Raw genomic sequence first — 26901 nt, forward strand, 5'->3', positions numbered from 1 at the left:
TTATCACCGCCTTCAACTACTGAGAAAAACTATGTCAGAAATCAGCCGCGCCGTACTGTTCGGCAAACTGGACAAGCTGTTATTCACCTCTCTGGAAAGTGCGACCGCGTTCTGCAAACTGCGCGGCAATCCCTATGTTGAACTGGTGCACTGGCTTCATCAGCTGATGCAGCATCAGGAGGGCGATCTGCAACAGGCGATCCGCCATTTCTCGCTGGATGAAGAGGCGCTGACGCGGGATATCGTGGCGGCGTTGGATCGCCTGCCGCGCGGGGCCAGCGCCGTCGCCGATCTGTCGGAACATATCGACAGCGCCGTCGAGCGCGCCTGGGTTTACGGTTCCCTGAAATTCGGCGTGCAGAAAATTCGTGGCGGCCATCTGCTGATCGGCATGCTGAAAACCTTCAACCTTGCCAATTTGCTGAAGGGCATCTCGCCGCAGTTTGGTCGCATCAGCGTGGACGCGCTGCTGGAACAGTTCGACACCGTTTTTGCCAACAGCAAAGAGGAACAGCAGGTGAGCGTCGCGCCGGTTGATGCCGGTGCGGTTCCTCAGCAGCAGGGCACGCTGGCGCAATATGCCCAGGACCTGACCGCACGGGCGCGCGAAGGCAAGATTGACCCGGTGGCCGGGCGTGATGAAGAGATCCGCCAGATGGTCGACATCCTGATGCGTCGTCGCCAGAACAACCCGCTACTGACCGGGGAAGCCGGGGTCGGTAAAACCGCCGTGGTGGAAGGACTGGCGCTGCGCATTGCCGCAGGCGACGTACCGCAACCGTTGCAGGACGTGCAGCTGTGGCTGCTGGATATCGGCATGTTGCAAGCCGGTGCCGGCATGAAGGGCGAGTTTGAAGCGCGTCTGCAGGCCTTGATCAACGAGGTGCAGTCGAGTCCAACGCCGATCGTGCTGTTTATCGACGAGATCCACACGCTGGTTGGCGCGGGCGGTCAGCAGGGAACCGGTGATGCGGCTAACCTGCTGAAACCGGCGCTGGCGCGCGGTCAGCTTCGCACCATTGGCGCCACCACCTGGGCCGAATACAAAAAATACATCGAGAAAGATCCGGCGCTGACCCGCCGTTTCCAGACCGTGCAGGTGCAGGAGCCGGATGAAGAGAAGGCGCTGCTGATGTTGCGCAGCACCGTCAGCCCGCTGGAAAAGCATCACCGCGTCCTGCTGCTGGACGAAGCGGTGGCCGCGGCGGTGAAACTGTCGCACCGCTATATTCCTGCGCGTCAGTTGCCGGATAAAGCCGTGGCGCTGCTGGATACCGCCTGCGCCCGCGTCGCCGTCAGCCAGAGCGCTCAGCCGCCGCAGCTGGAAGACTGCCTGCACCGCAGCCACGCGCTGGAAATCGAAAAAGAGATTGCCGGACGCGAGCTGAAAGTCGGCATTGGCGACAGCGCGCGCGTTGATGCGCTAAGCGAACAGCTGGCCGAACTCGCCGCGCAGGCTGAAGCGTTAACCGCCCGCTGGCAGGCCGAGCGCGAACTGGTCGATGGCATCATCGCCCTGCGTGCCCAACTGCATCAGGACAGTGCGGAAGATGTGGCTGAACTGCATGCCACGCTGAAAGAAAGTCAGCAGCAGTTAAAGGATCTGCAGGGCGACTCGCCGCTGCTGTTTGCCGCCGTGGATGCCAACGTGGTTGCGGCGGTGGTCTCCGACTGGACCGGTATCCCGCTGGGCCGCATGGTAAAAAACGAGATTGATGCGGTGCTGAAGCTGGCAGACACGCTGAACGAGCGGGTGATTGGTCAGCGTCACGGCCTGGATCTGATTGCTAAGCGGGTGCGGACATCGCGCGCCAGACTCGACGATCCCAACAAGCCGGTCGGGGTGTTTATGCTCTGCGGCCCGTCGGGCGTCGGTAAAACCGAAACCGCACTGGCCCTGGCCGAGACGCTGTACGGCGGCGAGCAGAACATCATCACCATCAATATGAGTGAATTCCAGGAAGCGCATACCGTCTCGACCCTGAAAGGGGCACCGCCGGGCTATGTCGGCTATGGCGAAGGCGGCGTGTTAACCGAAGCCGTCCGCCGTCGGCCTTACAGCGTGGTGCTGCTCGACGAGATCGAAAAAGCGCACCCGGACGTGCATGAAATCTTCTTCCAGGTGTTCGACAAAGGCTGGATGGAAGACGGTGAAGGACGTCATATCGATTTCCGCAACACCATTATCATTTTGACCTCCAACGTCGGCACCCAGCTGATTAGCGCGATGTGCGCCGATCCTGAACTGATGCCGGATCCCGATGCACTGGCCGCTGCGCTACGTCCTCCGCTGCTGGAGGTCTTCCCGCCCGCGCTGTTGGGCCGTCTGCTGGTGGTGCCGTATTACCCGCTCAGCGACGAAATGCTGGCCAGCATTGTTCGCCTGCAGCTGAAGCGCATCCAGCGTCGCCTGGAGCAGAACCACGGCATTGTTTCCGAGGTGGACGACAGCGTGATTGCCCAGATTGTGCAGCGCTGCACCGAGGTGGAATCCGGTGGTCGCATGGTTGACGCCATCCTAACCAATACCCTGTTGCCGCAGATGAGCCAGATGTTGCTCACCGCCAGCGCACGGGATGAACAGTATCGCCGCCTGCGTGTGACCTTACAGCAGGGCGAATTCCAGTGTCAGTTTGAGGCTTAAGGCCTGTCACTATCAGAGAGTTGTCCAATATGTCAGAACACGATAATCCGCGCGCAGTCCCGAATGCCTTACCGGTGGGCTACCGCTTTAACGAGTTTGAAATCAAGGAAGTGATTGGCGGTGGCGGCTTTGGCATTGTCTACCGCGCCTGGGACCATCAGCTGGAGCGGACGATTGCCATCAAGGAGTTTATGCCGGCCTCGCTGGCCGTGCGTAATGATGACCTGACGCTGGTGCTGCGTAGCGAACGCTTCAGCAAAACCTTCCACGCCGGGCTGAACAGCTTTATTCAGGAGGCGCGCCTGCTGGCCCGCTTCAATCACCCGAACCTGCTGCACGTGCTGCGTTTCTGGGTACAGAACGATACCGCCTATATGGGCACCGCGTTCTATACCGGCACCACGCTTTCTCAGCTGCATCAGCAACGTCCGGAGATGATTAGCGAAGCCTGGATCCGCACCGCGCTGCCGCCTCTGTTTGGCGCGATCAACACCATCCATCACGAAGGGTATCTGCACCGCGATATCTCGCTGGATAATATCCAGATCCAGGAGAACGGCGTGCCGGTGCTGCTGGACTTTGGCTCGGCGCGTAAGGCCATCGGCAACCTGTCCGATGAGACCGAAACCATGCTCAAGCCGGGCTTCGCCCCTATCGAGCAATACAGCGACGATAACGAGAGCGAGCAGGGCACCTGGACCGATATCTATGCGTTGGGCGCGGTGCTGCACACGCTGATTGTGGGATCGCCGCCGCCGGTCAGCGTGGTGCGCAGCATTGAAGATAACTACCAGCCGCTGATGCAGCGTCAGCCGTTTGGCTACTCGCTGGCGCTGCTGAATGCCATCGATCGGGCGCTGGCCTTGCAGCCAGAAGATCGCCCACAAACCGTCGATGAGTTTGCCGCGCTGATGGAGTTCACCCCGACCGACATCAACGAGATCCACGAAGTGAAAGTCAGCGGGCCGGGCACCATGCTGGTGGCGGTGGAGCCAGAAGAAGAGGTGGCGGCGACGCCCGTTTCTCAACTGAAACGCTTTATGGTTCCGGGATTGATTGCCGCGGGCGTGCTGGTGGGCATCGGCGTGGGGGCATTGATTGCCGGAGGCGGCAGCAACAGCCAGCCAGAAAGCGCGGCAACTGCGCCAGCATCGACAACCGCACCAGCATCGGCATCGCAGCCAACGGAAACCGCCCGCGCAAATCCGTCGGCGACTCCGGCCGCTTCGGAAACCCAGACCGGTGCCGAACAGGCGACCCCAGCCGTTGCGCCGCCACCGCCAGCCCCGGTTGCGCAGGTCTACATCAAGCTGCTGCCGGGTGACCAGGTCGCCATGAACGGCAATCCGCAGGCGTTAGTGCCATCGCCAAACGGCTTTGCCATGCTGCAACTGCCGCCGGGCGACTACCGCTTCAGCATCAGCAATAACGGCCAGACCCGCGACCAGAGCATCACCGTCGATCGTGAAGGCGTGTGGCTGCTGAATCCGCAAAGTTAATCACCTCTCTTCAGCCCGGCGCAACTGCCGGCCGGGCGCAGTCTTTCAGGGAAATCATCATGCTTGATCGCATTACAGTTCAACTGCCGATGGACGGCCTGCTGTTCTGGAAACTGAACGGCACGGAGGCGCTTTCCAGCGCGTTTGAAATCACCGTCCAGCTCCTGAGCACCGACGCCCGCATTGAGCGTAAGGCCCTGCTGGGGCAGCCCATCACTGTGTCCATCCCCACCCAGAACCTGATGGCAACCCGTTACCTGAACGGGAAAATCACCAAAGTGTCGGTCAGCAGCACCGAGCTGAGCGGCACGCGCTATGCGGTTTACAGCCTGGTGATGGAGCCGGACCTGTGGCCCCTGAAGCGCGACAGAAACCTGCGCATCTTCCAGAGCCAGACGGTAACGCAAATCATCAAAACGCTGCTTTCCGAATACAACGTGACGGTAGAAGACAAGCTCACCGGCAATTACCGCGTGTGGGAATACTGCGTGCAGTATCAGGAAAGCAGCTTTAACTTCATCAGCCGCCTGATGGAGCTGGAGGGGATTTACTACTACTTCCGCCATGAGGCGGATAAACACACCATGGTGCTGATGGACAGCGCGCAGCAGCATCAGCCGTTCAGCGGCTACGAAACCATTCCGTACCACGTCACCCCGTCCGGCGGCTCGACCAGCGAAGAGGGCATCAGCCTGTGGAGCCTGGAAGACCAGGTGACGCCGGGGCTGTACAGCATCGATGACTACGACTTCCGCAAGCCCAACGCGTGGATGTTCCAGGCGCGGCAGAATCCGGCCTCACCGTCGCCGGGTCAAATCGACGTCTACGACTGGCCGGGGCATTTTATCGACCACGACCACGGCGAGTTTTACGCCAGAATCCGCCAGGAAGTGTGGCAGGCCCAGCATCAGCAGGTCACCGCCTCCGGCACCGCGCTGGGGCTGGCGCCGGGCAACACCTTCACCCTGCTGAACGCGCCGTTCTTCAGCGATAACGGCGAATACCTGACGATTAAGGCCGTTTACGATTTCGAAGAGAACAGCTACGCCAGCAGCAACAGCGGCAGCACCATCCACAAGGTGGATATCGTGGTGATCCCGTCCGACGTCACCTTCCGGCCGCAGCCGACGGCAGAATGGCCGCGCACCCACGGCCCGCAGACGGCGAAGGTGGTGGGGCCGAAAGGCGAATCGATCTGGACCGACAAATACGGCCGCATCAAGGTGAAGTTTCACTGGGACCGGCTGGCAAAAGGCGACGACACCAGCTCCTGCTGGGTGCGCGTCTCCAGCGCCTGGGCGGGTCAGGGCTTCGGTGGCGTGCAGATCCCGCGCGTCAACGACGAGGTGGTGATCGACTTTATCAACGGCGATCCGGACCGGCCGATCGTCACCGGCCGGGTTTACAACGAAGCGAGCATGCCGCCGTGGGCACTGCCGGCAGCGGCCACCCAGATGGGCTTCCTCAGCCGCTCGAAGGACGGTTCGCCGGACAACGCCAACGCCCTGCGCTTTGAAGATAAGGCCGGGGAAGAGCAGGTGTGGATCCAGGCACAGAAGAACATGGATACCCATGTGAAGGCGGATGAAACGCAAACCGTCGGTGGCAATCAGACCATCAGCGTGGAAAAAGCCCTCAGCAGCACCGTGTCCGGGACTTACGATCAGAAAACACAGTGGACTCGCAGTGAGCTGGTCGGCAGTGATTACGTGCTGAAGGTGCAGGGAGGAATGGTGCTGGCCTCCGGGGAAGGTATCAGCCTGGTATCGGGGGACAGTATGCTGACGCTTATGCCGAACGGCACCATATCCTTGCAGTGCAAACAGTTCCAAATCAATGCCAGCGGGCAGGCTGAAATCAATACCGGCGGGACGCTCGACCTCAATATTAATGTGCCTGGTACGGCGGCTCAGCCCTCGCCAACCCCGGATGAAATCAAAAATGACGTTATGGAAGCATTTCAGAATAAAGGGAGCAGCAAATGAGTCAGCCAGTCAGTTATCACCTCACCGAAGGAACGCTTCCGCTTCCGGAAGCCGTGCAGGAACAAAGCATCACCTTGCTAAAACTGCCAAAGATCGGGGCTTCGCTGGTGGTCACCCGGGCCTGGGAAGTGAAGGCGGGTGAGGAAGAAGCCTATCTGCAGCAGCAGTTAGCGAAAGTTAAACGCGACATGAAAAAGTTTGCTGCAGACGCCGTAGAAGACACGACGTTTGGCGGCATCCCTGCACGTGAAGTGAGTATGCATTTTGAAAATCATGGCGTGGTGGTGATGCAAAAGCTGCTGGTGGTGATGTTGGAAACCCACCTGATGGCGGTCACCTTCAGCCGTGCAGCCAGTTTCGATGAGGCCTCTCTGGCGGTCTGGCAAAACATCAAGCTGGGCTTTGTGCCTGCCACGGGCAAGGAGGCCTGATCGATGTCTGACGAACTGATTGCTGCCCGGCTGGGCGATCCGCTGGTTCACAGCTCTGTCATTGCCGATTTTGTCAGTGGCGTGGTTGAAGGGGCGATTTACGGCGGAATTCTGTTTGGTGCCGCGCTGATCTCCAGCACCGGCGTGGGGCTCGCCGTCGGGGTGGGCTTAACCGTGGCCGCCATGGCGTCCGGTTATCCGGAAAAGCTGGGGAATAAGGCCGGAGAGGCGGTTGATGGCCTGTTGGAGATGCTGGGCATGCGCGGCCCACCGGATGCGTTCATCACCAGTGGTTCAGACAATGTCAGAATAATGGGTAAACCCGCCGCGCGCGCCGCCGGCACGGTTAATCATGAATGGCTTAATTCGCCCCAGGCGGGAAGTGAAGAACAGCCCGGCGCACTGGATATCGCTATGGCCGTGGCGGCCGGTATCGCCTCTGCGGTCAGCCATCCTGGCGCAACCGCCAGTGCCTTGTGGGATAAAGTCAGCAGCACCAGCGGGGATTCGGTAAAGCACTGGTTTGGCAGCCTGTGGGATGACCTGGTGCAACCGACGGTCGCCAGTGCCAGCCCGTATGCCACGCCAGCCAGCAAAGATACGGTGGCCTGCACCAAAGGACATCTCGCCGAAAGCGTGAATTTTATCGCTGAAGGGTCGAAAAAAGTGCTGATTAATGGGCACCCGGCTGCACGTAATGGCGACCGCAGTACCTGTGAAGCCAAAATTCAGGTCAGTGAAAACCCCCGGGTGCGTATTGGTGGCGACAGTGTTGTGGTCCGCGATATTCGCAGTGGGAAAAACTTCCTCGCGTATTTCCTTGGCGGAATTGTGGGCGGCGGCATCGGTAAAGAAGGGGCCCAGTTGCTGAAGCAACTCTTTACCCGCATTGCCGCCCGACGTGCATTGCGCCAGATCACCTGCATTATCGCCTCTCAGGCCGGTGGACAGGTGGCGGGCGCGGTTGCCATCGCCGCAGTACAGGGTTCGCATCCGGTGAATTACGCCACGGGTGCGAAGATCCTTGCTGGCGAAGAAGACCTGGATTTTGTGCTTGAAGATCGCCTTCCGCTTTACTGGCAACGTATCTATAACAGCCGAAATCTCAGCCGTGGAATGCTGGGGACCGGCTGGATGCTGCCGTTCGAAACCCGTCTGATTCGTTTCCGTCATGAGGATGGTTCGTACCCGTTTATGTGGCGGGATATCTCCGGACAGGAGCTGGGATTAGGCGAAATCAGCCCTGGCGATGTGATTCATTTTGATGAAGAGGGCTTCACGCTCTATTGCACCCTTCAGGGGGTGATCATTATGCAAACCGCACAGGGAGAGTTTCACCTCTATGAGCCCGATCCCACCCGCGAAGGTGAATGGCGCATTGGGCGCATTTACGATCGTCATGAAAACTGTCAGCACTTCCAGTGGAATGACGCCGGGCAGCTGGTGGCCATTGCCGGAGATAATCAGGCCCTTGATGTCCGGCTGAGTTATGAGCCGGTGCAGGGGCGGTTGATTGCGCTGCATCAGGTGGTGGGGGAAGAACATCGGCCGCTGGTGCGCTACAGCTACAATCCTGAAGGACAGCTGACGACGGTGCAGGATGCTGATGGCGTGGTTACCCGACGCTTCAGCTGGGATCGTGCCAGCGATCTGATGGCATCGCACAGTTATGCCACCGGACTGACGGTGGCATATCAGTGGAAGCCGTCGATCGATCCGCGTTACTGGCGGGTTTATGAGTATCAGGTGCTGGATGAAAACAGGGCCACACTCGAACACTGGGTGATCGATGCGGATGAACAGGATCGCAGCGCGTCAGTGACCTGTTTTTCCGGCGGAACCACCCTGCATCGCTGGGATGAACTTTGCCGTATTACGGAATACACCGACAGCTACGGGGCGCACTGGCGCTGGCGCTGGGCAGGCGAATTGCTGATGGCAACCGAGGCGCCGGGTGGAAGGGTATGGGAATACGGCTATGACGAGCGTGCCAACCTGACGATGGTGCGCGATCCGGCGGATCGAACCACCATCACCACCTGGCATCCTTCTTACGCTTTCCCACTGAAAGAGGTCCTGCCTGACGGTGCGGTCTGGGAATACCAGTACAACGTTGCCGGCGATGTGGTGGCGGTGATCGATCCGCTGGGCGGGATAACCCGCTTCACGTGGAATGCGCAGGGTGACCTGGTCACCCGCACCGATGCGCTGGAGAACACGCATCGCTTCTGGTGGAACGATCGCGGTCAGATCCAACGTGATGAGGACTGTTCCGGCCATCAAAGCCATAACCAGTATGATGGGGCGGGCAGGCTGATCGCCAGTTGCGATGCCGAAGGAAATACCACCCGCTATCAGTGGAGCGACGCCGGGCGACTGCAATGTCTGACCCGTCCAGATGGTCGCGATACCGAGTATGAATATGATGCCGCCGGGATGCTCACCGGTGAAAATATTGACGGCTTTTCCGAACGTCGCGTTAAGCGCAATGTTCGTGGGCAGATCGTCACGGAAATCAATCAGGCCGGGCACCAGACCCGCTATCAGTACAATCGTTTTGGCCACCTGACCGCGCTGATCAACCCCAACAACGATCGCTGGCAGTTTGAATATGATAACGGCCAACGTCTGCTTGCGCAGATCGACTATGCAGGCAGACGTAAAAGCTATCGCTATGACGATCTGGGTCAGGTTACCGAGGTCACCCAGTCACCGCTGAATGCGGCAGATGAACAGCTTTCACCGCACTCGACCTGGTTTGAATACGATGTGGTGAACCGTCTGACGGCCAAGCTCACCCGGCAGAACCGTACCGAATATCACTACGGCCCCGATCGGGTGGATATCAAAAAGATGTCCCTCGAAAGCTGGCAGCGCGCCCGGACAGGCGGCTTTGAGGTCACTGACGCTGAGGTGATTACGCTGACCAGCGATGCGGTCGGCAACCTCACCCGCGAGGAAAGCAGCGCTGGGGCGATCGCCCATCAGTACGATGTGCTGGGTAATCTTATCGGCAGCACGCTGCCGGACGGCCGCGAACTAAACTGCTTGCGCTACGGGACCGGGCATCTGCTGCAGATGAACCTGAAGCTGGGCGGTAAACAGGTTGAGATTGCCGGCTATCAGCGTGATAAGTTGCATCGGGAAGTGGGACGGACTCAGGGGCCACTGAATCAGCAAACCCGTTACGATCCGGTGGGCCGTATTGTGATGCGGCGCAGTGGCTTTGAAGATCGTTCGGGCGCTGTTTTTGAGCGTCGTTATAACTGGGATCGTCTGGATCAGGTCTTGCAGCAACGGGTTCTGGACAGCGCCACGGGTCAGAACGAGTGGGCACAGTATCAGCAACGTTTTGGCTACGATGCGACGGGGCAGATTACCGGCGCCGTCCAGCCCCATAACACGGAACACTTCAGTTGGGACGCGGCTGGCAACCAGACGGATAAGCCGGGTCAGGTGGTCTGGCACAATCTGTTGCAGAGGCTGAAAGGCGCGCGCTGGGCATACGATGGTTTTGGGCGGATGACCTGGCGAAAAACCGGGCCAGATGCCGTAGAGCAGCATTACCGCTATGACGATGAGCAGCGGATAGCGGAAGTCCGCTTTAGCGGGCATAAAGAGTTCAGCCGCGCGGAATACCGCTACGACGCGCTGGGCCGCCGCACGCATAAAATCCTGCATCGCCACCACAAGCCGGAAGAGACGATTTCCTTCCTGTGGAGCGGCATGCGGATGGTGGGCGAAAGCAGCAGCTTAACGCCGGATCGCAACACACAGTATCTCTACAGCGAAGGAAGCTGGGAGCCGCTGGCACGGGTCGACAGCATTGGCGGGCAGGCGGATATTTTCTGGTACCACACCGAACTGAATGGTCTGCCCGAGCGGATGACCAACGAAGAGGGTGACGTGGTATGGCGCGGCCGGTTCTCCACCTGGGGAATGACCGGGCAGGAAAGCAGCAGCGGCTTCCAGTCAGTGCCGCAAAATCTGCGCTTCCAGGGGCAGTACCTGGACAGGGAAACCGGGCTGCATTACAATTTATTCCGCTATTATGACCCAGTGGGCGGTAGGTTTACCCAGCCTGACCCGATAGGGTTGGCGGGGGGATTAAACACCTATGCTTATGCGCCGAATCCGCTGACGTGGATTGATCCGCTGGGGTTATATGCAGGCGAAGGAGATAGGGGGTTAGGGAAATATCATGTATTCCATGAGCATACTTTAAATACTTCTGAATACGGGTTGTCAGATGCTGAGCATTTTAGACGCGGAAACCAGTCTGTTTATGAGCGGATGCAGCATGATCCAGCCTTTAAGAGAGAAATGCAGACTAAATATCCGCGTGTGGTTGAGCATGTACAACCGAATTCAAGAGGTAACTTTAAACCAACAGCACCTAAAGGAATGACATGGCACCATGAAAATAAACATGGCATTTTAAGTTTAGTCGATTACAACGATCACAAAACATATCATAAAATATATCATCCTGATGGCTCTGGTGGCCGTAAAAAATGGGGTGGTGGGAATGGTTGTAGATAAGAGGTTTTTTTATGAAGAAAATAAATAGCATTTTCAACATTTTTGATATTTACAAGGAATTGGATGAGCCGTGGTGTTTTTTTGTTGACATTGGTTTTGTTAATGAAGAAAGCAATATTAGGCAAGCCGATTATTATCTTGCCGAAACGGAGGATGAGTTTGATGACATGGATGATACATCTGATAAATATACTCCGTGGTTGGAGTATCAGATATTTCAAGCTATTATTGAAAATAAGTTAGAGCATCATCCTAATGCCTCTAAAGAGGAATTATTAGAAGCGGTTATTTATTATCTCGAAGAAGATGATTTTTTAGACTAGATATTATAAGCTGGAAAGATCACCCCGATCCTTCCGGCTTTTTATTAACTGCCCGCTAAACCAGCGGCTTACCTACCCGCTTCTTAGCCCGCTGCAGTTTAGCCTGCGGGCGACTCAGCCGTCTCAGCTCCAGCCCCTGCGCTCATCGCTGCTTCACTTCCTCACCTTCGGGCGTCAGCAGCAGACAGCCGTCAGCACAGTCAGACTGATGCCTGTTCCCACCGCAAAACCCGCCTCAGCCACGTCTCCCAGACGGATAAACCGGGTCAGATAGTCGGGCACAATCTGTTGCAGAGGCTGAAAGGCGCACGCTGGGCATACGATGGTTTTGGGCGGATGACCTGGCGAAAAACTGGGCCAGATGCCGTAGAGCAGCATTACCGCTATGACGATGAGCAGCGGATAGCGGAAGTCAGCTTTAGCGGGCATAAGGAATTCAGCCGCGAAGAATACCGCTACGATGCCTTAGGTCGCCGCACGCATAAAATCTTGCATCGCCACCACAAGCCGGAGGAGACGATTTCCTTCCTGTGGAGCGGCATGCGGATGGTGGGCGAGAGCAGCAGCTTAACGCCGGATCGCAACACGCAGTATCTGTACAGCGAAGGAAGCTGGGAGCCGCTGGCACGGGTAGACAGCATTGGCGAACAGGCGGATATTTTCTGGTACCACACCGAACTGAATGGTCTGCCCGAGCGGATGACCAACGAAGAGGGTGACGTGGTATGGCGGGGCCGGTTCTCCACCTGGGGAATGACCGGGCAGGAAAGCAGCAGCGGCTTCCAGTCAGTGCCGCAAAATCTGCGCTTCCAGGGGCAGTACCTGGACAGGGACTAATTTGCGACAGCAAATTTGAACATCGCTTCAGCGATGGCCCCAAAGGGGTGAGGCCCCGCAGGTGCCGAATCAACCGGGCTGCATTACAATTTATTCCGCTATTATGACCCAGTGGGCGGTAGGTTTACCCAGCCTGACCCGATAGGGTTGGCGGGTGGGGTGAATACTTATAGTTATGCGCATGAACCGCTAAATTGGATAGATCCGTCAGGATTAGCGACACGTCCTAATAATGGTGAATATCATTCATTCTTTGATCATACCGTCGCTCCAAAGAACTATTTTTCAAGCGATGCGGTCCAATATAATAGAGCCAATAAGGCCTTTATTAATGAAATGAATACCAATATGACCTTTAGAGAGGACATGTTAAGTCGATATCCCAAACTGTCCAATTGGCTTCAAAATCCTAATATGGGAGCTAGTCCAGCAGATTTGACTTGGCATCATCATGAGGTAATAGGCCGACTGAATCTTGTAGACCGACTCGATCATGCAAATAACCACGCATTGTATCACCCCACAGGTAAAGGAGGGCGTGATATGTGGGGAGGTGGCGAACCGGGAAGGCGAGGTAAGTTAGATGGTGAAACTGGTAAATTCAAAGGAGTAAAATGTCGATGAAAGAATTGGAATTTCAAAAAGAGATTACGTTAGGTCAGCTTATTGATGACATAACTAAAAATGGTTGTAAAAGTGATAATTTCTGCTTGTATACCAAAGAATACACTTCAATCGCGGATGAGAATCTTATTGTGTACTTGGAGCGTTATCCAACAATTGATGACGACGAAGAGCAATATCCCAATTATGTAACTAACAACGGATTGGAGTTATTTTATTATGGGGAACAGTTCGAAGACGTATTAACGAATATTTTGCATCAAAAGAAAAATGCAACTGTAGGTGATTTTATATCTGGATTGAATTACTATCTGGATAATGATGCATTTATGACTATTTAAGGGAATCGCCGGGAGTGTTTTCTAATTCTTTCGGCTTTTTTAAGTTTTTTCAACCTGTAGCAACCATCCCTCGTTATGCACAACCACTTTAAAGCGCCACGGGTCAGAACGAGTGGGCACAGTATCAGCAACGTTCAGGCTGCTTTGCGGCGGGGAAGATTACTGATGGTTTTCAACCAAATAACATGGAGCATTTAGGTTGGGACGAGTTAGACACAAATTATGTGTGCATTTTCAAGTTTTATTACTGTACATGAGGGCTTTATGGTTACCAAGGAGAAGGATTTCATTTTCGAACCAATATTATTTCTGCAATCAGGGCGTATTTTTTTAGTTCGCGGTAGTTTTGAAATAAACTTTCCGTTTGAATTGATTACTGATATCGAGTTAGAAAAAGAGTTGTCATTAGATCAAAAACTACCTAAGGGATATCTTGTTTGGCAAGATGCTATTGATAATTCAGTTTCGAAATTTAGATTGAGTGATAAATATTCTGAAGCAGAAAATTTCATCGCTGAAAGTGAAGGGATTTTCTCAGTTTATCAAAAGAAAAAATCTTTAGAATATAGAAAATCTAAAATTAAAAATAATAATAACAAGTATGATGATTTTTTCATGTCAGTAATTGGTGAGTCTTATTACCATATGAAAATGCTTTCAATACGAAGATTTATAATAGGTTATGATGAAAGCGATTTGCTAGAGAAAATGTATATCATTTATACAAGTGGTCTGTATCCTTGTGGATTGAAAAAAGATGGTGAAATTGTAGCTTTTAATCCAGAGTCATTAAAATTGTAAATGAGGTTCGAAAAAAATATCTTGGGTTAAAGTTTTTACAAAGAGTTAGATTTTCTTGTTTAAAGGGGCGGAGATAGTTGAGGATTTAACTTATTGATAAATTATTATATGTCCTCATAAATTTAGTCTATGACCATTTTACATTTGAAAAACATTTTAGTTCTACCCTTTCAAGGTGAGCCATCAATGCCAGCGCCTAACGCAGTCTTTGCTCAATCTCATGCTTCTGTTGTTCAAGCCGTGCCTGCTCCAGCCGCAGCCGCGTCTCCCAGACGGATAAACCGGGTCAGGTGGTCTGGCACAATCTGTTGCAGAGGCTGAAAGGCGCGCGCTGGGAATACGATGGTTTTGGGCGGATGACCTGGCGAAAAACCGGGCCAGATGCCGTAGAGCAGCATTACCGTTATGACGATGAGCAGCGTATAGCGGAAGTCCGCTTTAGCGGGCATAAAGAGTTCAGCCGCGCGGAATATCGCTACGATGCTTTAGGTCGCCGCACGCATAAAATCCTGCATCGCCACCATAAGCCGGAGGAGACGATTTCCTTCCTGTGGAGCGGCCTGCGGATGGTGGGCGAGAGCAGCAGCTTAACGCCGGATCGCAACACACAGTATCTCTACAGCGAAGGAAGCTGGGAGCCGCTGGCACGGGTCGACAGCATTGGCGAACAGGCGGATATTTTCTGGTACCACACCGAACTGAATGGTCTGCCCGAGCGGATGACCAATGAAGAGGGTGAAGTGGTATGGCGCGGCCGGTTCTCCACCTGGGGAATGACCGGGCAGGAAAGCAGCAGCGGTTTCCAGTCAGTGCCGCAAAATCTGCGCTTCCAGGGGCAGTACCTGGACAGGGACTAATTTGCGACAGCAAATTTGAACATCGCTTCAGCGATGGCCCCAAAGGGGTGAGGCACCGCAGGTGCCGAATCAACCGGGCTGCATTACAATTTATTCCGCTATTATGACCCAGTGGGCGGTAGGTTTACCCAGCCTGACCCGATAGGGTTGATGGGTGGGTTGAATGAGTATGCGTATGCGCCGAACCCGCTGAACTGGGTTGATCCGCTGGGGCTGACGAAGTGCTCAACGGGTAAAGAACATTGGCCGAATGAACCGGTTCAATTTAAAGGTAATAAAGTTTATCAGCGTGATGATTTGTTTGATCCTTATAAAATGACTACCTGGCGTGATAAAGGTAAAGTATTCAAAGGTACAAATATTGACAGAATGGCTACAGGGCGGGCACCGGTTGGATATGATGGGAATGCCGTGAACTTACATCATATGTTGCAATCTCAAAAAGGCCCTATTGCCGAGATGAGTCAAACCTTCCATAAAGTTAATCATGGTGTGATTCATATAAATCCTAATACAATACCATCAGGTATTAACAGGGCCGAGTTTAATACTTGGCGAACACAATATTGGATGCATAGAGCGGGTGGATATCTATGAACAGAAACGACTTACTGGATGTTCTTAAGAAACATGAAGATATTGTTAACTTGGGAAGTTCAGAAGATGCGCCGGAATCTCAGTGGATCGATAAGTGTGAGCAAGCACTGGGTGTTACCTTGCCAGAAGATTATAAATGGTTTTTAGGTGAATTCGGGGGGGGTGAAATATGCGGGGAAGAAATATATAGTATTTACTGCATGCCATTTGATGAAGCGGTAGGCGGGGATATAGTCTATCAAAACACTATTGCAAATAAAAACTTGGCTCTTGGTAAAATAGTCTTATCTAATACTGATTTTGGTGAGGAGTTTTATTTTAAAACTAGCGATATTGCATCTGTGTATGTTTTCTTTGGAAATAAAGAAGAAAAGTATGCAAATGACTTCATTGAATATGTTTATAAAAGATTAATGTCCTATATCTAAATTATAGCCGGAAGCGATCCCCAAAATCCTTCCGGCTTTTTACCCTGAGCCACTGATTACGCCAGCATCTCGATCATCCGTTGCTTAGTCTGTTCCAGCTCTTGCTGCTGCGCCTCCAGCTGCTTTTCCATTGCCCGCAGCCGCCTCTCCTCACGGCTGTCGGGTATCAGCAGCAGACAGTCGTCCATCACCGCGAGGCTGACGTCGGTTAGCGCCGCAAAACCCGCCTCAGCCACGTCTCCAGGACGGATAAACCGCGTCAGATAGTCTGGCACAATCTGTTGCAGGGGCTGAAAGGCGCACGCTGGGCATACGATGGTTTTGGGCAGATGACCTAAAACCGGGCCAGAAGCCGTAGAGCAGCATTACCGCTATGACGATGAGCAGCGGATAGCGGAAGTCCGCTTTAGCGGGCATAAAGAGTTCAGCCGCGCGGAATACCGCTACGACGCGCTGGGCCGCCGCACGCATAAAATCCTGCATCGCCACCATAAGCCGGAGGAGACGATTTCCTTCCTGTGGAGCGGCCTGCGGATGGTGGGCGAGAGCAGCAGCTTAACGCCGGATCGCAACACACAGTATCTCTACAGCGAAGGAAGCTGGGAGCCGCTGGCACGGGTCGACAGCATTGGCGAACAGGCGGATATTTTCTGGTACCACACCGAACTGAATGGTCTGCCAGAGCGGATGACCAACGAAGAGGGTGAAGTGGTATGGCGCGGCCGGTTCTCCACCTGGGGAATGACCGGGCAGGAAAGCAGCAGCGGCTTCCAGTCAGTGCCGCAAAATCTGCGCTTCCAGGGACAGTAGCTGGACAGGGACTAATTTGCGACAGCAAATTTGAACATCGCTTCAGCGATGGCCCCGAAGGGGTGAGGCCCCGCAGGTGCCGAATCAACCGGGCTGCATTACAATTTATTCCGCTATTATGACCCAGTGGGCGGTAGGTTTACCCAGCCTGACCCGATAGGGTTGGCGGGTGGGTTGAATACTTATAGTTATGTTGGGGATCCGCTGGTTTGGGTTGATCCGCTGGGATTAACGGGGTGCTCCACCACCTTGGGAAAAAATATGATGGGGTCTATGGGACTACCGCGTTCCACAACTTGGAAAGGATACCAAGCTCACCATATTATACCAAAAGAATTATCCAGCCATCCGGCACTTAGGAAGATCAATTATTATATTGATGATGCATCAAACGGAATATTTCTTCGAAAAGCGGATGATGCTTCAAGTACAATGTCAAGACATCAAGGTAATCATCATGGTTATACTGATGCTGTTAAGGATGCATTGGATAAGATTGATTTGAGTCATTCTGTTAATGATATATCTAAGCAAGTATCAACTATTCAGGCTACTGCCAGTCGTGGGATGATGGATGGAGTTCCTATAAGATCTAAAGATATGTACAACGCTGATATTTTTGGTAGGGATGTTGGACAGGTTGGTAGGCAGAGGGTATATAATTTATGGTCAGATATATTTAGGTGATAATATGAATAGTCAAAAAGATTTTTACATGGAACCAATTCTCTTTATTAACAATGCAAGCTTTCTATCAGGAACGGGGGAGTCTTTGGCTGGGGTTGATATAATTTCAGATTCTGAGGAAGCTAGAAGGTTGCTTTTTGAGCAAAACTTAACTGCACCATATGTATGTTGGAATGATTTTTTCTCTGAGTTGGTATCAAATATCATTCTGGACAAAAATTATAATGCTTCTCAGAAGGACATTCTTGATAACTCTAAAAAGATGAAAGACGATTCACTAAAAGACAATATACGTAAGCGCAAGGCATATTTACTTAGGAAAAAAAACGGATTGTCAGAGAATACATTTTATGATGATTTTGTTAAGGATGTCAGTGATGAAGCTATTTATATGCTAAATATGGTAGCCACTCAAAGGTATTTGTATGGTCTTAAAAGCAACTCTGTACTGGAAGAAATTTTCAGGATATTTAAAGCTGGTTGCTTGCCATGCGGTTACAATAATGACAAAAAAACACTTGCAGCATTCAACCCATTTAGTATGAAGTGATGATATTTACAAAAGTGATATTAATAATATGCCGTGTGTTTTATTGCGGCATAATAATTAAATAATTCGTAATCTCTTAGTTTGAAATGCCTAATTGATTTAACGTGAAAATTGTTACTATCAACTCTTGAAAATACTTATTATATATATTTAATGTTGGTTGTATTATTAATGAATGAAAAAGTGGTTGATAATTAGCATCCTGTGAATATATGAACGCGAAAACATCAATAATTACTCTGAGTGAGAAAAATAATAAAATATCATGTATTAATGAATTTTAAGTATCTAATAGGAAAGTAGTTTAATAAATGACTTAGTCGAACTGAATTATACAATTTATTGTTTCCTGTTGTTTAACCTATCAATTGATATGAGTAATTAAGAAACTAACGAAGATCGCAGTTAATGAATTAATCAGTAAATACTCAGGGGGATAATGCCCTTAATGGCCCTGTATTCCTAAGGATTTATATTCTTTCACTGGAATATGCTAAGTTCATTGTTAATATCTAAATTTAATATCAATGCATATCCTATGCGCTATTGGTAATCCTTTTTTTTAAAGGGTAATAAATAGAGTGTTTAATGAACGTATTTTAATGGAGGTATTTGAATGATTGTTATAATGGGGTTTGATGAATTGTTAAAAAAACATAGAGATCTACCGAAGTTAGGTTGGTTATATGTTGAAAATTCTTTCAATCTTGAATCAAGAAATAATATCATTAATGGTGAGTATTTTCTTGCGGAGACTGAAGGCGAAGAAATGGATTTTGAAGAGAAATATGGCACTTTTTTAGAGGCGCCTATTTTTACTGCAATTATTGAAAAGGAAATCGATAACAATCCTAATTCCACAAAAGAGGATTTTCTGAATGCCACGGTTCATTATCTGAAAAATGATGATTTTTATAACTAAATAACTTATCGGAAGCTATCTCAAAAATCTTTAGCCCATCGGGTTGACCTGAAATAAAAAAGTGTTTTTTCTTTAATCGAAAAGAAAAAGTATTAGGTAGTTATATGAAGTTATTATTTAGAAAGCTAACATATAAAAACGATGGTGTTTTGCATAATGTAAATATAATTTTAACTTCAGATTCAACATGTTTTTTAAAGGTGCCATTTGAGGGTGAAAATGAGCAGGTTATTGAAGCCGACGATTTCTACAGTTGCTTTCGTAAATTAATGGAGTTAAATCCCTCAATTACTTTCTTTTGTAAGGGTGCAAAAATTAATGTTCTCCCATCCAGAATGACCAGGCAGATGACGTCCGGATTGAGTGCTTATGAAACAACACTAGGTAAACAAGCCAGGAAAGAAGATCTTGTGGATATCTTTGATTATGAAGATACGATGTTAGTGTCTGATCCATTGCAGCTGGATAAGTATCAGAAAGAATGGTTCTCATCATTAAATAATTAGCTTCATAATATGTATTTCACTCGTTCTCTATATTTTTTAGGGTGTTAATTTTCCCTGTGTAATTTCTAAATTACCATTTATGTAGGAGGATGCTTGGATAATGAATTTGAGTATAACCTTTGGTTCAAAGACTCAAGCCTTCGTCCGCAATGGCTTACGTCAACACGGTCAATGGAAAAGGAAAGTGTATTTAAACCGTGCCAAAGGGGCGTTAATTGGTCTGGCTGTGGGTGATGCTGTAGGCATGACTCTGGGCGAACAGCTCTATGTTCCTGAACACTCAAAGTCGTAAATCTGTAGAGGCACTTCATCCTGTAACCTCTTCACACAAACAAAGTACCATTAAACCCTTACCTCTAAAAATATCCGCCAAACACGCATACTTTACTGCGTTTCCCCACAATAAAGTCCATCCAAAAAAAAGGCACCCCGCAGGATGCCCGTAGTCTTACTAAGCGGCGTTATTTCGCCAGCTTATCCTCGGTGCGCAGATCGAAATCCGATGCATCGTGGCGTTCATGCAACTGCTCAGAAGGCTCACCGAAGGTACGGTTGACGATGCGGCCGCGCTGGACTGCCGGGCGCTGTGCGATTTCATCTGCCCAACGCACCAGGTTTTTGTAGGATTTGGCGTCGAGGAACTCCGCTGCGTTATAGACGGTTCCTCTGACCAGCGCGCCATACCACGGCCAGATTGCGATATCCGCGATGGTGTAGTCCTCACCGGCAATATAGCGATGGTTTGCCAGCTGACGATCTAACACGTCGAGCTGACGCTTGGCTTCCATAGTGAAGCGATCGATGGCGTATTCGATTTTTACTGGCGCGTAGTTATAGAAGTGACCGAAACCGCCGCCGAGGTAAGGTGCAGAACCCTGTAACCAGAACAGCCAGTTCAGCGTTTCGGTACGGGCGGCTGGATCTTTCGGCAGGAAGTGACCAAACTTCTCGGCCAGATACAGCAAGATCGCGCCGGACTCAAACACGCGGGTGGCTGGCTTGGTGGAGCAGTCCAGCAACGCAGGAATTTTTGAGTTAGGGTTTACGTCGACAAAGCCTGAAGAGAATTGATCGCTTTCGCCAATGCGGATCAGGTGGGCATCGTATTCCGCATCGTTAACGTTCAGCGCCAGCAGCTCTTCCAGCATGATGGTCACTTTCTGGCCATTCGGCGTACCCATTGAGTACAGCTGCAGTGGGTGCTTGCCCACCGGCAGTTCCGCTTCGTGACGTGCGCCAGCGGTCGGGCGGTTGATGCTGCCCCAGGTGCCGCCGGCTTCTTTGTTTTCTGACCAGACTTTGGCTGGCTGATAATCCTTGGTGCTCATGTCCGAAAATCCCCTTTCTGATAAAAAAATGGCGCATCCTGGAGCAAAGCCCACAGACGTCTCGCCGATGATGGTCTAAAAATAGCTGCTGTCTGCACAAAAAACCAAACGCGGTTGTTACATCGGATGTCAGGTATAGCATCAGGATCTGGCCGGCGTTTATCTTTACGCAGCACTCTTCACACTCTTCAACGGGAATACAGAATGGATGAGCATTATCTGGCAGATCTGAAAGAAGCCGGACTGACACTGACCGAAGATGGACGCGTGTGCTGCTACTGGCAGCCTTCAATGCCTGACTATCACGATAACGAGTGGGGCAAACCGGTGGGGGATGACCGCCGCCTGTTTGAAAAAGTCTGTCTCGAAGGTTTTCACTCTGGCATGTCGTGGCAGCTGATTTACAACAAGCGGGAAAACTTCCGTCGCGCCTTTAAGGATTTTGATTTCCACGCCGTGGCGCAGTTCAACGACGAGGACGTTGCCCGTTTGCTGGAAGATAAAAGCATTGTCCGCAATCGCGCCAAAATTCTTTCCACCATCAACAATGCGCAGCGGGCCATCGAACTGATCGAAGAAGCCGGATCGCTGGCGGCGTGGTTCTGGCAGTTTGAGCCGCAGCCGGGCGAACGGCCTCATACCGTCGATCTGGAATACTGGCAGAATGCCAAAACTTCACCCGAATCGGTGCGCATGTCCAAAGCGTTGAAAAAACGGGGCTGGACGTGGGTGGGTCCGGTGACCACCTATTCGCTGATGCAGGCGTTAGGGCTGATTAACGATCATCTGGCGGGCTGCCAGTGCAGGGACAAATTCGAGCAGCAGCGCGAAGCACTCAACCGCCCGCTGTAATCAGGCCAGCAAAAAGATTATCAAGAGGTCAGGCCAGTGTAGAACCCGGAACCCCGCCGCAAAATGGCTGAAAAAAACAGCAGCTGAAGCCATCTGGTTTCGCTGCGCTACGCATTTATGGGGATAACGCGGCGTTCTGCATTGTTTATAACCGCCGGATCGGCGAAAATGCCGGCCATTGATGATTAATCGCCTGTGAAATTGCCCCCGCGCCGTCTGCGCAGCGGCAGCACAGCACCAAACAGAGTTTTTTCATGTCTAATGCACCCTTTATGCAAGAGGTGGCTCGTCGCCGCACTTTTGCCATCATTTCTCACCCGGATGCCGGTAAAACCACCATCACTGAAAAAGTGTTGCTGTTCGGACAGGCTATTCAGACCGCCGGTACGGTAAAAGGCCGTGGCTCTAACCAGCACGCCAAATCGGACTGGATGGAGATGGAAAAGCAGCGTGGTATTTCAATCACCACCTCCGTGATGCAGTTCCCGTACCGCGAATGCCTGATTAACCTGCTGGATACGCCGGGACACGAAGACTTCTCCGAAGATACTTACCGAACGCTGACGGCGGTTGACTGCTGTCTGATGGTGATCGATGCCGCAAAAGGCGTTGAGGATCGTACCCGCAAGCTGATGGAAGTGACCCGTCTGCGCGACACGCCGATCCTGACCTTTATGAACAAACTGGACCGCGATATCCGCGAGCCAATGGAAGTGCTGGATGAAGTGGAAAGCGAGCTGAAAATTGCCTGCGCGCCGATCACCTGGCCAATCGGTTGTGGCAAGTTGTTTAAGGGTGTGTACCACCTTTATAAAGACGAAACCTACCTCTACCAGAGCGGTAAAGGGCGCACCATTCAGGACGTGCGTATCGTCAAAGGGCTTAATAACCCGGATCTGGATGCCGCCATTGGTGAAGAGCTGGCCGTTCAGCTGCGTGAAGAGTTAGAGCTGGTGCAGGGCGCTTCCCACGAGTTTGATAAAGAACAGTTCCTCGCCGGCAAGCTTAGCCCGGTATTCTTTGGTACTGCACTGGGTAACTTTGGTGTGGACCATATGCTGGATGGCCTGTGTGACTGGGCACCGTCACCAATGCCGCGTCAGACTACGCTGCGCACCGTGACTGCAGCCGACGAGAAGTTCACCGGCTTCATCTTTAAGATCCAGGCGAATATGGATCCGAAACACCGTGACCGCGTGGCCTTTATGCGTGTGGTGTCTGGCAAATACGAAAAAGGCATGAAGCTGCGTCAGGTCCGTTTGGGCAAAGACGTGGTGATTGCCGATGCGCTGACCTTTATGGCCGGTGACCGTTCGCACGTTGAGGAAGCCTATCCGGGCGATATCATCGGGCTGCACAACCACGGCACCATCCAGATCGGCGATACCTTCACTCAGGGTGAAAACATGAAGTTCACCGGGATTCCGAACTTCGCCCCCGAGCTGTTCCGTCGTATTCGCCTGCGCGATCCGCTTAAGCAGAAGCAGTTGCTGAAAGGCCTGGTTCAGCTGTCGGAAGAGGGTGCCGTGCAGGTGTTCCGTCCGGTACACAATAACGATCTGATTGTTGGCGCCGTCGGTGTACTGCAGTTTGAAGTGGTTGTGGCGCGTCTGAAGAGCGAATACAACGTGGAAGCCATCTACGAAGCGATCAACGTTTCAACCGCGCGTTGGGTTGAATGCAGCGATGCCAAGAAGTTTGATGAGTTCCAGCGTAAAAACGAAGTGAACCTGGCGCTGGATGGCGGGGATAACCTGACCTACATCGCGCCGACCATGGTAAACCTGAACATTACTCAGGAACGTTATCCTGAAGTGGTGTTCCGCAAAACGCGCGAACACTAACAGATAATCAGGTCTGGTCTATACTGGAAAAAGCGATGCAATATGCATCGCTTTTTTTTCGCCTTCCTCTCCACACCGCTTTCCGCCCCCCGTTTTTTACAGACTGCTCTTAAAAAACCTGCTTTTTGTGCATTTATCCATCATATCAACCACAAGCGGCGGTGAAATCCTGACGAGCGTCTATATTTAATCTCAACGGACGCAAAATATGCGGCGGTAAGCTGCAACGTCTCTCCTACTGCAGTCACGCCGTTTGTGACTGAAACCTCACAGTTGTGAGTGCAAAACACATGAAGAAGGAATAATCGATGAACACGACTAAGATTACTAAAACTCTGATGGCTGTACTGGTAGGTTCTGCGCTGGTAAGTGGTTCTGCAATGGCAGAAGATACCATGATGAACAAAACGCAGAATGCTGCTGACAACGCGGGTTCCAAAATCGATAGTTCAATGAAATCAGTCGGTGGGTACATGGATGACAGCGGCGTGACTGCCAAGGTGAAAGCCGCTCTGGTAGACAACGACGCAATCAAAAGCACAGACATCTCTGTTAAGACCCATTCAGGCGTCGTGACGCTGAGTGGTTTTGTACCGTCGCAGGATCAGGCCGAACTGGCTGTTGCGGCGGCCAAAAAAGTCGAAGGCGTTAAATCTGTTAGCGACAAACTACACGTAAAAGACAGCACTAAAGCCAGCGTCAGCGGTTATGCCGGTGATACGGCAACGACCAGCGAAATTAAAGCTAAACTGTTAGCTGACGACATCGTGCCATCACGTAACGTGAAAGTTGAAACCACCAACGGTGTTGTCCAGCTTTCCGGTACGGTGAAAAGCCAGGCGCAGTCTGAACGTGCCGAAAGCATCGCTAAAGCGATTGATGGTGTGAAAAGCGTTAAAAACGATCTGACTGTGAAGTCATAAAGCAGTCGCGGACCGGCTGATAACAGGACGGTCCGCAACTGAAATGTTTGAAGAAAATAATCCACTTTCGCCGGTTTCGGCAGAGTAAATAAATCAGGCAGTTTGATTTTCTACATATAGGGTAAGGAGAAGCTTATGTTTCGTTGGGGCATTATTTTTCTGATTATTGCGCTTATCGCAGCAGCGTTAGGTTTTGGTGGTCTGGCTGGTACAGCCGCATGGGCAGCTAAAATCGTCTTCGTTGTCGGTATCATTATCTTCCTGATCAGCCTGTTCACCGGCCGCAAGAAGTTATAGATCCAATAACAGATGTTTCAATGAAGGCCAGTCACTGACTGGCCTTTAGCATTTCTGGCTTTACACATTCTGCCGCAAAAAACGGCAAACAGTTACCGTCCATCCAGGGTATCCTCCGGTCTTCAACTCCCTCAGAGGATCTCACCATTGGGCAAGCGCATCCCTATAACCCTCGGCAATATTGAGCCGCTGGCGTTAACCCCTTTTCGTCCGGGCAAACTGGCCCTGGTCTGCGAAGGCGGCGGGCAGCGCGGGATCTTTACGGCCGGCGTGCTGGATGAATTCCAGCGGGCAAAATTCAACCCCTTTGATTTGATGCTGGGCACCTCTGCCGGGGCGCAGAATCTCTCTGCCTATGTCTGCGGCCAGCCGGGCTATGCCCGCAGAGTGATCACCCGTTACACCACCAGTAAACTGTTTTTCGATCCGTTGCGCTTTGTGCGCGGCGGGCACCTGATCGATCTCGACTGGCTGGTGGATGTCACCTCTCAGGAATTCCCGCTGGCGATAGAAGCCGGTGAGAAGATGTTCTCCGCAGGCCGCGAATTCTATATGTGCGCCTGCCGCAGCGACGATTATTCGCCGGGCTATTTTGCCCCGACCGCCGCCAACTGGATGAACATCATCAAGGCCTCCAGCGCCATTCCAGGTCTGTATCGTCCCGGCGTGGAGATGGACGGCATCAGCTATCTCGATGGCGGGATCAGCGATGCCATTCCGGTGCGTGAAGCAGCGCGTCGCGGGGCCGATACTATCGTGGTGATCCGCACCGTTCCTTCGCAGATGACCTATACGCCACATTGGCTGAAGCGCATTGAGCGCTGGCTGAGCGACAGTGCGCTGCAGCCGTTGGTCAATATCATGCATCTGCATGAAGACAGCTACCGCGAGACGCAGGACTTTATTGACAATCCGCCGGGTAATCTGCGGATTATTGAGATCTTCCCGCCGCATGCGCTCGCCAGCATGGCGCTGGGCAGTCGCGTGGCCTCGCTGAATCAGGATTATCATCTGGGACGCCGTTGCGGCCGCTATTTCCTCGCCACCGTGGGGCAATGGTTGCAGGAGAATGAGACGCTGCTGAGTACCAAACCGGTGGTGCCACCTGCGCCGGTGGCCAACGAACCGGTGCGGGATGGCGTGATTCTCGATCCACTGGCGGGCAACGATGCCGATTACGATAAGGGTTCGCTGGCATGACACCCACGTTTATCGATACCCATTGTCACTTCGATTTTGCGCCGTTTTCTGGCAACGAAGAAGAGAGCCTGCGTCTGGCGGCAGCGGCAGGGGTGGAGAAAATCATTGTGGTCGGCGTGTCGGCTGACCGCTTCGCAGGCGTATTGGCGCTGGCAGAGCAATGGCCACCGCTATATGCCGCGTTGGGCACCCATCCGATGGCTATCGCGCAGCATGATGATTCACATCTGGACCAGCTGGAAGCGGTGCTGAAACAGCGGCCGAAAAAGCTGGTGGCGATCGGCGAGATCGGCCTCGATCTGTTTATCGACAATCCCCAGTTTGATAAGCAGGAGCGGGTGCTGGATGCGCAAATCCGGCTGGCAAAGCAGTACGATCTGCCGGTGATCCTGCACTCCCGCCGCACCCACGATAAGTTAGCCCTGCATCTGCGACGCCTCGATCTTCCTCGCCGTGGCGTGGTGCACGGCTTCGCCGGCAGCGAACAGCAGGCGCTGGCCTTTATCCGCGCCGGCTATGCCATCGGTGTGGGCGGCACCATTACCTATGAACGCGCCAGCAAAACCCGCAATACCATCGCACGGCTGCCGCTGACCTCGCTGCTGCTGGAAACCGACGCGCCGGATATGCCGCTGCAGGGCTTTCAGGGTCAGGCCAATCGCCCCGAGCGGGTAAAGAACGTCTGGCAAAGCCTGTGCGAACTGCGGGAAGAATCCCCGCAGGAAATAGCCGAAACCCTTCTTGAGAACACCCGCACTCTTTTTCAGCTCTGACTGGCTAAACTCTTAAAGTCCCCTGCGAGACGGTGCGCCTTTGGCCTGCCGGGTCTACTGTCATCTGCATCTGCTACACTGAATGATGAATGTTATAATTATAACATTTTCTGATGATGTCAGCTAAAATCAGGCTCTGTTGCGCAACAATGGCCGTATCGGGCAGGTTAACAGGCTATTTATGTGATATTAATCACATTGCATGTACAATGCTTGCAACAGTAATTCCCTGTTCGTGAATTTCATCACGGAAGTGGCTCAGCCTTTTCCGTTATTATTTTAACATTACAGCCCTTCGCG

At 52.2% G+C, this 26901-nt stretch carries 24 protein-coding genes and 3 pseudogenes; 25 read left to right on the plus strand and 2 right to left on the minus strand.

The genetic code is table 11. From position 1 onward, the window contains the following. Positions 1-31: 31 nt before the first annotated feature. From tssH to E2F51_RS10400, 14 genes and pseudogenes are all read left to right on the plus strand, one after another. Positions 32-2644, plus strand: coding sequence for a type VI secretion system ATPase TssH (tssH, locus tag E2F51_RS10350; protein WP_134823403.1), 2613 nt, complete (start codon positions 32-34; stop codon positions 2642-2644). Between the two features lie 29 nt (positions 2645-2673). After that, positions 2674-4143 (plus strand): serine/threonine-protein kinase, encoded by a 1470-nt coding sequence (locus E2F51_RS10355; RefSeq protein WP_134823404.1) that lies wholly within the window; start codon positions 2674-2676, stop codon positions 4141-4143. A 59-nt stretch (positions 4144-4202) separates the two neighbouring features. Further along, positions 4203-6128 (plus strand): type VI secretion system Vgr family protein, encoded by a 1926-nt coding sequence (locus E2F51_RS10360; protein ID WP_013200633.1) that lies wholly within the window; start codon positions 4203-4205, stop codon positions 6126-6128. Continuing rightward, positions 6125-6559, plus strand: coding sequence for a DcrB-related protein (locus E2F51_RS10365; protein ID WP_053140468.1), 435 nt, complete (start codon positions 6125-6127; stop codon positions 6557-6559). The genes E2F51_RS10360 and E2F51_RS10365 overlap by 4 nt, the downstream gene beginning before the upstream one ends. Positions 6560-6562: 3 nt before the next feature. Next, entirely contained in the window at positions 6563-11101 is a 4539-nt protein-coding gene (locus E2F51_RS10370; RefSeq protein ID WP_167738394.1) for an RHS repeat-associated core domain-containing protein, read from the plus strand. 11 nt (positions 11102-11112) lie between these two features. Continuing rightward, a complete protein-coding gene (locus E2F51_RS10375) occupies positions 11113-11424 on the plus strand; it encodes a hypothetical protein (protein ID WP_134823405.1) in 312 nt (103 codons plus the stop codon). A gap of 336 nt (positions 11425-11760) precedes the next feature. Beyond that, on the plus strand, positions 11761-12261 hold the full coding sequence (locus E2F51_RS24300) for an RHS domain-containing protein (RefSeq protein WP_167738372.1): 501 nt from the start codon (positions 11761-11763) through the stop codon (positions 12259-12261). Positions 12262-12339: 78 nt separating this feature from the next. Further along, positions 12340-12885, plus strand: coding sequence for an RHS repeat-associated core domain-containing protein (locus tag E2F51_RS24305; protein WP_371732181.1), 546 nt, complete (start codon positions 12340-12342; stop codon positions 12883-12885). Further along, positions 12882-13226 carry a hypothetical protein gene (locus E2F51_RS10385; RefSeq protein WP_134824855.1) on the plus strand — a complete coding sequence of 115 codons (345 nt, stop codon included), beginning with the start codon at positions 12882-12884 and terminating at the stop codon, positions 13224-13226. The genes E2F51_RS24305 and E2F51_RS10385 overlap by 4 nt, the downstream gene beginning before the upstream one ends. Before the next feature lie 264 nt (positions 13227-13490). Then, complete coding sequence (locus tag E2F51_RS10390) at positions 13491-14027, plus strand: hypothetical protein (RefSeq protein ID WP_134823406.1); 537 nt, start codon at positions 13491-13493, stop codon at positions 14025-14027. A 290-nt stretch (positions 14028-14317) separates the two neighbouring features. Beyond that, complete coding sequence (locus E2F51_RS10395) at positions 14318-14884, plus strand: RHS domain-containing protein (RefSeq protein ID WP_167738373.1); 567 nt, start codon at positions 14318-14320, stop codon at positions 14882-14884. A gap of 75 nt (positions 14885-14959) precedes the next feature. Further along, positions 14960-15088, plus strand: a pseudogene (locus E2F51_RS24310) (RHS repeat-associated core domain-containing protein); the annotation flags it as partial. Positions 15089-15097: 9 nt separating this feature from the next. Beyond that, entirely contained in the window at positions 15098-15481 is a 384-nt protein-coding gene (locus tag E2F51_RS24030; protein ID WP_371732182.1) for an HNH/ENDO VII family nuclease, read from the plus strand. Then, complete coding sequence (locus E2F51_RS10400) at positions 15478-15909, plus strand: SMI1/KNR4 family protein (RefSeq protein WP_106382138.1); 432 nt, start codon at positions 15478-15480, stop codon at positions 15907-15909. The genes E2F51_RS24030 and E2F51_RS10400 overlap by 4 nt, the downstream gene beginning before the upstream one ends. A 56-nt stretch (positions 15910-15965) precedes the next feature. On the opposite strand, the pseudogene E2F51_RS10405 reads toward E2F51_RS10400, so the two are convergent. Further along, positions 15966-16145, minus strand: a pseudogene (locus E2F51_RS10405) (growth inhibitor PemK); the annotation flags it as partial. A 3-nt stretch (positions 16146-16148) separates the two neighbouring features. On the opposite strand from E2F51_RS10405, the pseudogene E2F51_RS24035 reads away from it, so the two are divergent. The 5 genes and pseudogenes from E2F51_RS24035 to E2F51_RS10435 form a co-directional block, all read left to right on the plus strand. Next, positions 16149-17406: pseudogene (locus tag E2F51_RS24035) on the plus strand (AHH domain-containing protein); the annotation flags it as partial. 4 nt (positions 17407-17410) lie between these two features. Beyond that, positions 17411-17956: a hypothetical protein gene (locus E2F51_RS10420; RefSeq protein WP_134823410.1), complete on the plus strand. Its 546-nt coding sequence runs from the start codon at positions 17411-17413 to the stop codon at positions 17954-17956. Positions 17957-18572: 616 nt separating this feature from the next. Then, a complete protein-coding gene (locus E2F51_RS10425; RefSeq protein WP_134823411.1) occupies positions 18573-18878 on the plus strand; it encodes a hypothetical protein in 306 nt (101 codons plus the stop codon). Between the two features lie 104 nt (positions 18879-18982). Then, positions 18983-19384: a hypothetical protein gene (locus tag E2F51_RS24040; RefSeq protein ID WP_134823412.1), complete on the plus strand. Its 402-nt coding sequence runs from the start codon at positions 18983-18985 to the stop codon at positions 19382-19384. Positions 19385-19484: 100 nt separating this feature from the next. Then, positions 19485-19676: a hypothetical protein gene (locus tag E2F51_RS10435; protein ID WP_134823413.1), complete on the plus strand. Its 192-nt coding sequence runs from the start codon at positions 19485-19487 to the stop codon at positions 19674-19676. 169 nt (positions 19677-19845) lie between these two features. On the opposite strand, the gene yghU is transcribed toward E2F51_RS10435, so the two are convergent. Next, positions 19846-20712 (minus strand): glutathione-dependent disulfide-bond oxidoreductase, encoded by an 867-nt coding sequence (yghU, locus tag E2F51_RS10440; RefSeq protein ID WP_013200637.1) that lies wholly within the window; start codon positions 20710-20712, stop codon positions 19846-19848. A 204-nt stretch (positions 20713-20916) separates the two neighbouring features. Between yghU and E2F51_RS10445 the strand changes: the two genes are divergently transcribed. The 6 genes from E2F51_RS10445 to E2F51_RS10470 all read left to right on the plus strand — a co-directional run bounded on the left by E2F51_RS10445 (position 20917) and on the right by E2F51_RS10470 (position 26601). Further along, a complete protein-coding gene (locus E2F51_RS10445; protein ID WP_134823414.1) occupies positions 20917-21564 on the plus strand; it encodes a DNA-3-methyladenine glycosylase I in 648 nt (215 codons plus the stop codon). Positions 21565-21818: 254 nt separating this feature from the next. Next, a complete protein-coding gene (gene prfC, locus E2F51_RS10450; protein WP_134823415.1) occupies positions 21819-23408 on the plus strand; it encodes a peptide chain release factor 3 in 1590 nt (529 codons plus the stop codon). Between the two features lie 308 nt (positions 23409-23716). Next, positions 23717-24331, plus strand: coding sequence for a molecular chaperone OsmY (gene osmY / locus E2F51_RS10455; RefSeq protein WP_013200640.1), 615 nt, complete (start codon positions 23717-23719; stop codon positions 24329-24331). A 135-nt stretch (positions 24332-24466) separates the two neighbouring features. Continuing rightward, positions 24467-24628, plus strand: coding sequence for a DUF1328 domain-containing protein (locus E2F51_RS10460; protein ID WP_013200641.1), 162 nt, complete (start codon positions 24467-24469; stop codon positions 24626-24628). Between the two features lie 147 nt (positions 24629-24775). After that, entirely contained in the window at positions 24776-25828 is a 1053-nt protein-coding gene (locus E2F51_RS10465) for a patatin family protein (RefSeq protein WP_134823416.1), read from the plus strand. Beyond that, entirely contained in the window at positions 25825-26601 is a 777-nt protein-coding gene (locus E2F51_RS10470; RefSeq protein ID WP_134823417.1) for a TatD family hydrolase, read from the plus strand. Before E2F51_RS10465 ends, E2F51_RS10470 begins: the two co-directional genes overlap by 4 nt. Positions 26602-26901: the final 300 nt, after the last annotated feature.

It is taken from the genome of Erwinia sp. QL-Z3 (genome assembly GCF_004551645.1).
GTDB classification, from domain to species: Bacteria; Pseudomonadota; Gammaproteobacteria; order Enterobacterales; family Enterobacteriaceae; genus Erwinia; species Erwinia billingiae.